The organism is Entomohabitans teleogrylli (genome assembly GCF_001484765.1).
GTDB classification, from domain to species: Bacteria; Pseudomonadota; Gammaproteobacteria; order Enterobacterales; family Enterobacteriaceae; genus Entomohabitans; species Entomohabitans teleogrylli.
On the sequence record NZ_LLXO01000064.1, the window covers coordinates 1 to 7,998 of the forward strand.

7 protein-coding genes are annotated in these 7,998 nt (G+C 46.8%); all 7 read right to left on the reverse strand.

Going from position 1 to position 7,998, the window contains the following annotated elements; translation table 11 throughout:
• Positions 1-336: 336 nt before the first annotated feature.
• The 7 genes from dndE to AQ981_RS25020 all read right to left on the reverse strand — a co-directional run bounded on the left by dndE (position 337) and on the right by AQ981_RS25020 (position 7,296).
• Positions 337-696 carry a DNA sulfur modification protein DndE gene (gene dndE / locus AQ981_RS24990; RefSeq protein ID WP_058675766.1) on the reverse strand — a complete coding sequence of 120 codons (360 nt, stop codon included), beginning with the start codon at positions 694-696 and terminating at the stop codon, positions 337-339.
• Positions 696-2,696, reverse strand: coding sequence for a DNA sulfur modification protein DndD (gene dndD, locus AQ981_RS24995; RefSeq protein ID WP_001577626.1), 2,001 nt, complete (start codon positions 2,694-2,696; stop codon positions 696-698). The genes dndE and dndD overlap by 1 nt, the downstream gene beginning before the upstream one ends.
• Positions 2,686-4,320, reverse strand: coding sequence for a DNA phosphorothioation system sulfurtransferase DndC (gene dndC, locus AQ981_RS25000; RefSeq protein WP_058706439.1), 1,635 nt, complete (start codon positions 4,318-4,320; stop codon positions 2,686-2,688). Before dndC ends, dndD begins: the two co-directional genes overlap by 11 nt.
• On the reverse strand, positions 4,317-5,402 hold the full coding sequence (gene dndB, locus AQ981_RS25005; protein WP_021552210.1) for a DNA sulfur modification protein DndB: 1,086 nt from the start codon (positions 5,400-5,402) through the stop codon (positions 4,317-4,319). Before dndB ends, dndC begins: the two co-directional genes overlap by 4 nt.
• Before the next feature lie 276 nt (positions 5,403-5,678).
• Positions 5,679-6,125 carry a putative zinc ribbon protein gene (locus AQ981_RS25010; protein WP_082683277.1) on the reverse strand — a complete coding sequence of 149 codons (447 nt, stop codon included), beginning with the start codon at positions 6,123-6,125 and terminating at the stop codon, positions 5,679-5,681.
• A 237-nt stretch (positions 6,126-6,362) separates the two neighbouring features.
• On the reverse strand, positions 6,363-6,581 hold the full coding sequence (locus tag AQ981_RS25015; protein ID WP_058914473.1) for a helix-turn-helix transcriptional regulator: 219 nt from the start codon (positions 6,579-6,581) through the stop codon (positions 6,363-6,365).
• A 145-nt stretch (positions 6,582-6,726) separates the two neighbouring features.
• The gene (locus AQ981_RS25020) at positions 6,727-7,296 is read right to left on the reverse strand and encodes an inovirus Gp2 family protein (protein WP_058914474.1); all 570 of its coding nucleotides are present in this window, start codon (positions 7,294-7,296) and stop codon (positions 6,727-6,729) included.
• Between the last annotated feature and the right edge of the window lie 702 nt (positions 7,297-7,998).

Sequence of the window (7,998 nt, forward strand, 5' to 3'; positions counted from 1 at the left end):
GAATAACCGGTAACTGTCAGATCAGGTCTGAGCTAATACATCTAAGGGTTGAGCCTGGTAGGTCTATGGATCTTAGCTTTCTGAAAAATTTAGTTAATTTCGTGCTGGCGGCGAGGGGACTAAAGGGCCCCTCATAATCCTTTGATGTTGTTATATGCACTGGTAATCCCCCCTGCATTCAGGTTAGGAGAAAATTCTACTTATGCCTGCATCGATTTTTCGGGGGGATTACCATATGTCAGATCAAGTCGCGACTAATACAGATTACCGTTGTTAGTGTGCCATTTTCATGCTTTGTTAGCAAAGATGGGGTGAATATCGACTTATTATTTTCCATTATTTGTATACTCCATATACAAAATCTTTTACCGAGCGATAGTTTCTTAACCCCGCAATCCCATCCTCAACATGTGCTGCCCAGGCTTTAATCATATCCTTCTGCGTCATCTGTGGATAAAGCATCTTCAACACCAATTCTGTAGTCTGTAATGTCTCCCCCAGCCACGTAATTTTATCCAGTACCAGCGAGCCATCCAGCTTCTTGGTATCCCGCTCAGGCGAATAACGGAACTCGCTCTCTACCGAACGGAAAAATGCCAGTCGAGCAGCGACATTGGGCGTAATCCCTGTATATCCTTTCAATTTTTTAAGCTGCTCTTCAGTCTGACGACTAAGCACCATTCGATTCGGGAGCATCAGATCGCCTCCTTAGTTAATTCCCAGAAATAGCCAGGTTTCAGTGCAGACGATTTGGTATGTGCATTAAACACAATCTCATAAGCATGAGAGATATCATCACGCAATTGATCAACAAAATAACGCTCATCCACTTCCGTATCAGTAGATAGCAGCACTACCTGATGGCTGGCAAACGGGAAATAGTGGTTAATCAGTTTATCCCGATGCTGAGAATCCAGACGTCCTAATGGCGTATCGATAATCACCGGTAAATCACGGCCTGAGGTTTTTGCTAAAGCCTCAAGAATAGCAATTGCATAAATTTGCTTTTCACCGGCAGAAAGCAGCTTACGTTTTATGACGGATCCTTGTTCATCAATCAGCTCTACGTCAAACGTCTCTGGGTTAATGTGCGCACTAAGTTGTAAATCTTCTTTACGGGCCAGTTTGCGATAGGCTATTTCGAAATTCGCTGACAGTGTTTTCACTCTTGCCTGCGTTAATACATCACTGTATCGATCGAGTAAATTAATCGTTTCTTGAGCGTTTTTAAAGGCGCAACTCAAGCCATGCTGACTTCGGGCAACATCATGCATTTTTTGTACCTGACGAACGCAATCCAGTTGCTGTTGCTTAATTCGTTTAGCATCTTCCAGCAATGAAAGATATTTTTGCCGCTGTTTTTCACGTTGCTTATCCAGTTCGCGTAGCTTCTCAAAGAGCTCCATTAACTGGTCGTCTTCCGGGGCGCGGGCAATATTTGCAGCAGCCTGCTCTAACTGCTGTTCAGTCTCTGATAACTGGGTACGGTAAAGATCGAAGCGTTGCCATGCCTTTTTGCTGTCTTGTTCAATCGACTGTTGGAGCATACCGGCTTCACGTTCAGAGATATCAAACAGCAAATCGCCTTTAGGCTTAGTTGCCATATACTCTTTTAGATTATCGGTAATCGCTTCAGCTGCTATTTTGCCAGTTCCCTCAGAACGAAATGCAATATCATTTCTGAGTTGCGTTAAAAACTGGCTCAGCTCTTTTTCAAAGCTTTTTGCCTGTTTAATCTGCGTTTCATCAGTAATTTGTTGCAGTAAACGAGACAAAATAGTGGGCGCAAGCGCATAAGGTAGCGGCCCATCACATTCCTGACGCAGTGCTTTTTCCAGACGTTCCTTATCTTTCAATAACGCATCAACTTTCTGCTTTTCCTGCGCTTTTGTCTGGGCAAAAGCCCCCCCCTGAGCATTTAGCAAACCTTCATAACGGATAATATCTTTAGAAATAAACTCAATCCGCGATTTGGCAAAATCGGCTCTTTCCAGTATCTCTTCAGTCTGGCAGGCCAATTCTTTACTTTGTTTTTCAAGCTCTGCAATCTGCTGTTGTTGAGAACCCACCAACTGGCTGGATTGCTGGCGCTTAACAAAAATCATTAAGTCATTACGCAGTTTGGATATCAGATCCAGACCTAATAAACGGCGCACTGCGGTACGCAAAATATTGCCGGATTCATCTTCCGCCAGCTCCGCAATTTTCTCGCCATCAAAAAAGAACAGATCGGCAATGCCATGCGGGATTAATTCATTAAGAAACCCCTGGCACTGATCGTAATCCAGCTCACTGAGTGGCTGTCCATCCTGTTGCAGAGATAGGCGATCTTTCTTACCTTTTTTCCAGGTTCGCGTAACGGTAAATTCCGCTTCATGGCCGCCCTTATTATAGGTAAAGGTCAATTCGACAGCGGCTTCCTCAGGTTGTTCAATATCGTACGCACCGTTGTGAATTAACGAACTAAGTTGCTCGACATATTCCTGTTGTTGAGTGGCAAGGCCAAACGCCAGCCGACCATATAGTGCTAGACGGATCGCTGATAGGATCGACGTTTTCCCTGCACCGTTTAAACCACCAAACAGTACAATAGGTCGTGGATTCAAATCGTGTGGGCGCTTTCTGGGGGCCAGATCAATGGTATGAGTACCGTTAAATACCCGAAAATTATGTAACACTAGTTGTTTAATGAGCACGTTCGTTTTCCTCCTCGACTAAAACAGAGGATTCACTGGCATCGACAATTCTTCGCTGTAGAACCTGAAGTTCAGCTTCCAGCCTGGTGACTTCTTCCTGGTGAATATCCCGGTCGTTACGTTTTTGTAGTGCTGCTTGTTGCTGCTGGATCTCTTCGAGACTACCCCAGTCCTGTTTTAGAATGGTACCGAGTTTGTCAAAAATCCCCTGACGACGGCTTAGCCCTTCCATTGACACTTCCAGTTCAATCAGCTTCATGACCATCTCGGGTGCAACGTCAAATCCCTGAGCTATCTGTATCAACAAATCTGCATCGCTGGCGTCAAAGCGCGACTGATCGTCCACTACCCAGTCTAAATCCTGCTGATACACTTCTCGGTAAATACCCGGTAGCGTGTCATACCAGTCTGGTTCATTAGGATCTTTCAACCATTCCTGACGGATAGCATGCAGCTCCGGTTGGGTAATTAACGTAATCGTATGGCCTTGAGCATTTAAATCACGCTCGATTACCAGCAGCTCTTTTAGCCACTGCTGGCGATACTTAAGCCAGTAGGGGCCAGGAACATGTTTACGCTCGGCACTAATTTCTTCGCCATCTTTGGCATACTGATAACTGACCTTGCCAGTACGACGTTTATAGTTGCGAAACGTGTCTTTATTTACTGGATCGGTGGTAAATGCCAGCAGATCACGGTATTTCAGCAGCGGAGACATCCATTCTTCGCCATTCTTGATCAGGCTCTCCATCGCTTTATCTTTGGTGACTACGGTACAGGTCCAGCAGCCAAAGCGGGAGTTACCACAAGAAGGGGTACTTTCATCGATCACCAGGGGACACTCACCCTGAGCGGAAGAGTCCATATATAGCGTCCACAGAGGACGGTTGTTTCCACCCCACGGGCTTTCCCACTCATCAATATCGTCCGGGGCATAGCGGAACGCGCCGCGCAGCAGTTTCCAGACGTCTTCGACATCCCAGGTATCAATAGGGGTATAGATAAACGCATTTGCCAGCGTGGTATGTCGGGCCAGGCGTGAGCCATCAATTTTGTGCTTTGCGATGACCTGTGCACGGGAGGCACTCTCACTACTACGTGAACCCAGGACAACAATCACTTCATCAAACTGGCTGACCTTATCTTTAATAAAGTCACTCACCGGATTGATTTTCATGCGCTCAGTGCACCAACGGAAACTCCGGGTTGGAGCCGGATAACCTTTACCCAGTAAATTGACCCAGAAGGTTTCATTCGTTTTAGGCGTTACTGCGTGTTGAGTGATTGGCAGGTCATTACGCTTTGCGCCTGCCTCAATCTGCAACATCGTTTTCTTAATTAAATCAACTACCACAGGCGTTTCGACCAGCGTATCGGACGACACCACAAAAACATCTTTGTTGCGCATTTCCGGGGGCAGGCCAAGCAGAGCCAGATACACCAGCGTAATTACGGCAGAAGAATCTTTCCCGCCGCTGTAGCCAATTACCCACGGACGATTATCCGCACAATAAATTCTTTGAACCTCAGCAACATATTCGGCCAGAGGGCGTCCAGCGAACTGCTCCTGATTAATAAAATCTTCATATTCGGCCAAATCGTAGGCCTGAACTAATGTACTCATGAGACAACCATTTGAGCTTCAAGCTCCTGTTCTTCAGGAGTGAGGGGGATTGAGAGCGCGGTTTTTAGCGCATTACAGGTGAGCTGGATCGCGGTACTGGTTTTACTCAGTTTGCCGTGCTGCATCGCACGTTTGACGAGATCCGGGTTGTTTCTGCGCCAGTTAAAAGTTTTCAGTGCAGCTATTTTCTCCGGCCATTGCTCAGGATAATCCGTTAGCAGGGTATATCCCAGTTGCCCAAGTGCCTGCAATCCAATGCCATGAGCGTGAACATAATCTTGTCGTAACTGAACCGGTGAAACCTCTTTTTTAGCCGCTAGCTGCCAATCCGGCATCACGCTAAAAATAGCTTGCCAATATTGGGTAGCAATTTGAGTGCATTCCTCAAAGTTGTTCTCTTTGGGATCTTTACCCAACAATGCGCGGGTAGCCTGCTTGATGCTGCTCAACGTAAATAACTTATTTGACCGCTGACTGATGCCAGATTTTTCCAGTTCTGTCATTCCAACAAAGGGCTCTATGGACATCGCCAGGTAACGTGCCAGATTTGAACTGGCATCGCGATGATCGTATAGAGACGCCAGCGACGGGCTGGGGCGAATAGCGTATTTATTCAGATCGGCGAACATCTGCTGGCTACGTTTTAAGCCTTCATCAACAAAGAACAACACCGGAATATTATCCTGGCCCAGCTCCGGGCGAGCATCCAAAGCGTCTTCAATCGCTTTACGGCGATGCTGACCGTCGTTGATTAGAATTTGTGCATCCATTGGCACGCACAACGTCCCCAGGTTGTTGGAGTTAGGGAACTCATCAAACTGAACGTCAACGGCAATAGACGCTGTCAGTGCTGAAAACACATAATCTTTTGGATTTTCCAGCAGATAACGCACCATTTCGGGGATGCGTGATTTATTCAGCGTGCGTTGTGCGCGTAGCTCAGGAGGGACGTCATTTTCATCAAAGCTGAATATTTTGGGTATGATGCGCATCGGGCATGTGGCAATGTAGAAAGGACGACCAGCCTGAATGCCACGTATAGCTGGAAAAGAGTAGCAGTAATCTGCATCAACACTAGCCATGCTGTAATCCGTATAAAATCGAATGAATTTGGTTACGTGATATTTTACGTAACCTAAGGCAAAAATCACAGTTTTTTTACGTGAAAAATTGCGTACTGCATTCCGATATATGCCCGAAATTTAGTTCTGTAACCCAAAAAATTCATGTAGATGCAGCACTGTAAGTGCTGTTGCTTGGTCTCTTTCAGAGCATTATCCACTTTTTAAAATCATGGTTGCTCATGTGGCAGACCCAATGAAGCTGTAGTTTGGCATCTCCCCAACAAGCAGGGCAATTTAGGTGTAATTATTCTGCCAGCAGGCTTCCTCAATGCTGTAAATACCGGTCCCGCAGGCGGTGCAGCGTTTTTCCCCGCTGTAATGGTTAGCGCACCAGACGCAGTACCAGGCCTGCGACATTACCGGGGAATCTGGGGTGTTGAAAAGACTGCGTAATGTTCTGCTGCGTATCTCCGCTTTCACTGCCGGGTCAATATGCGCACAGCCCATCAACGCACTGGTAGCTACTGTCCTCTGGTCATGTTCGAACCAGGGTGAATCAGCGTGCGTGCTGGTATGGAAGATGAGTCGGCAGCCACAGGATACGCAGCTCCATACCTGCCCCGGCATGTTTGTCGCTTCACTGGTTGTCACAAAATGCCCACGGTGGTCATTGGCGAGGTAGCATTTCAGCATACGAATTTCGGCGTGCAGATTCTCACTGGTAATGGTCTTAAAATTCATCGGACTGACTCCTTACCGCCATACGACATGCAGGCAGGCACCGTCGAGAGATGGCCGTCTGTGTGGAGGATGGCGGGTTACGGGTTGATTATGGACAGCTGGAACTGATGGGTCAGGATTTTCGGCGGCAAGCGGGGCAGGGCTTCGCGTCACATTAACGCCGCTTATCGTGTTCACGCTGCCAGCGGAGCGGTATGCAGTTAGCCGCTTTACGGGAGCGATGCTGCCCGGTTGACTTCAGGACCCCCGTGAGTCGGCAATAGCTTGCTGCATCCAGCTCTGGACTTCGCTTTTGTACCAACGGGAACTGCGTCCCAGCTTGATGGGTTTCGGGAACCTGCCATCCTGAATCAATTTGTAGAACCACTTGTCGGTCATACCGGTGTATGTGGTGATGTATACCATGTCGATAAGTGGGTCTTCTGCGCAAAGAATGGGGTTAGTGGCTGTGGTCATGGAATCTCTCCCTCTGAAAATGAATGACGGGAGGAGTTCGGTATGGGTTGAGTTCTGTTGCACACCGGTACTCCTTCAGAGGATAAGGCGTGTATGTAAAATATTACCTGGAGAGGCTAGGTAAGGGACTGGGAATGGCAGGAAGTCAGCCCTGGCTGCAGCCAAAGTTACGCCCGCCATCACCGGTGACTTTGGTGTGGTCTTTAGCGAGGTAATCAGCCCGCGCCAGGGCCTGTTGAAGTTGTGCGCTGTTCCCCCTGTCAATCCATAGCGCCGGATTCTCAGGGAAATTCGCCAGTGTGGCATGCTGCTGCACGTCCACCTGCAACGCGCTACACCAGGCCTGTTTAATCATCCCGGCCAGCGTGTGCGGTGAATTGTAATCACCAACTCCACACCAACTCTCTCGGTTCAGCAGTAAAACAGCGTGATAGTGCTTTTTACCGCTACGCTCGCCGAACTCCCTAGCCCAGACATACCGCAACGTTGTGGGGTGTACCCGTTTGCCTTCCTGCTTTCTACGCAACTGACAGGCGGTAATTTTGGCTTTAAGGGATTCTGTAAAACGGGATATTACAGCGGCGTCAGTGGCGGCAGGGGTATCAGGCAGGCGTAGATCAACCCTCAGCATTAATACTCGTGGATAGGCATCCAGGGCATTCTGAAAGGTAGCGGCAATACGTTTCTGCCAGAAATCGTTAAAGATGTAATTCATGAGGAAAGTCTCCGGTTGAATGTGATTCATATCCATTACCGGTGACATAAAAAAAGACAGTTGCGTTAAAACAGAATCGATGACAGCTGTGTATTTAAAACTGCGACTGATACTGCTGTCACTTTTCTGATGGTGTTTTTTCTTGATATTCATCTATGTACTGAATACAGTCTCAGGGGGGCTGTAACGCGCCAGCAAACGTTAAGTTCTTTTATCTTACTTATACTAAGTGACTACAGTAAAGCAGTAAGCACTACGATTTTTATGGCCTTAATACAGGAAGGATTGAAGTTATAAACTAGCCAGAATAAAGAATGGGCTGATCGAAATTCCGATCTGTTTACATGCGTTTCTAATCAGTCATAGACAAAGAGTATTTTCGGTAAAGATATTGTCGTATAAGCTCCAGATTAGTGTTAATAACTTCATTTAGTCAATTTGTGATGTGTAGATGATTAACGGCTATGCTCGCTGGTTATCCATTGTGATATGCACTTTTACAGTTACAATGATGGTATCAGGTAGTGCATAGTGAGTGGTTGCTGATGATAACACTTGCTTCATTTTTATTAATTAGGGTAATGACTGTAAGAACATTATTATGTCGTTACTGACACTTCTTTGAGGTCAATATAATCAAGGTGCTTAACCTGCTTTATGAATCGCCACGGATAATCTAGACACTTCCGAGCCGTTGATAAT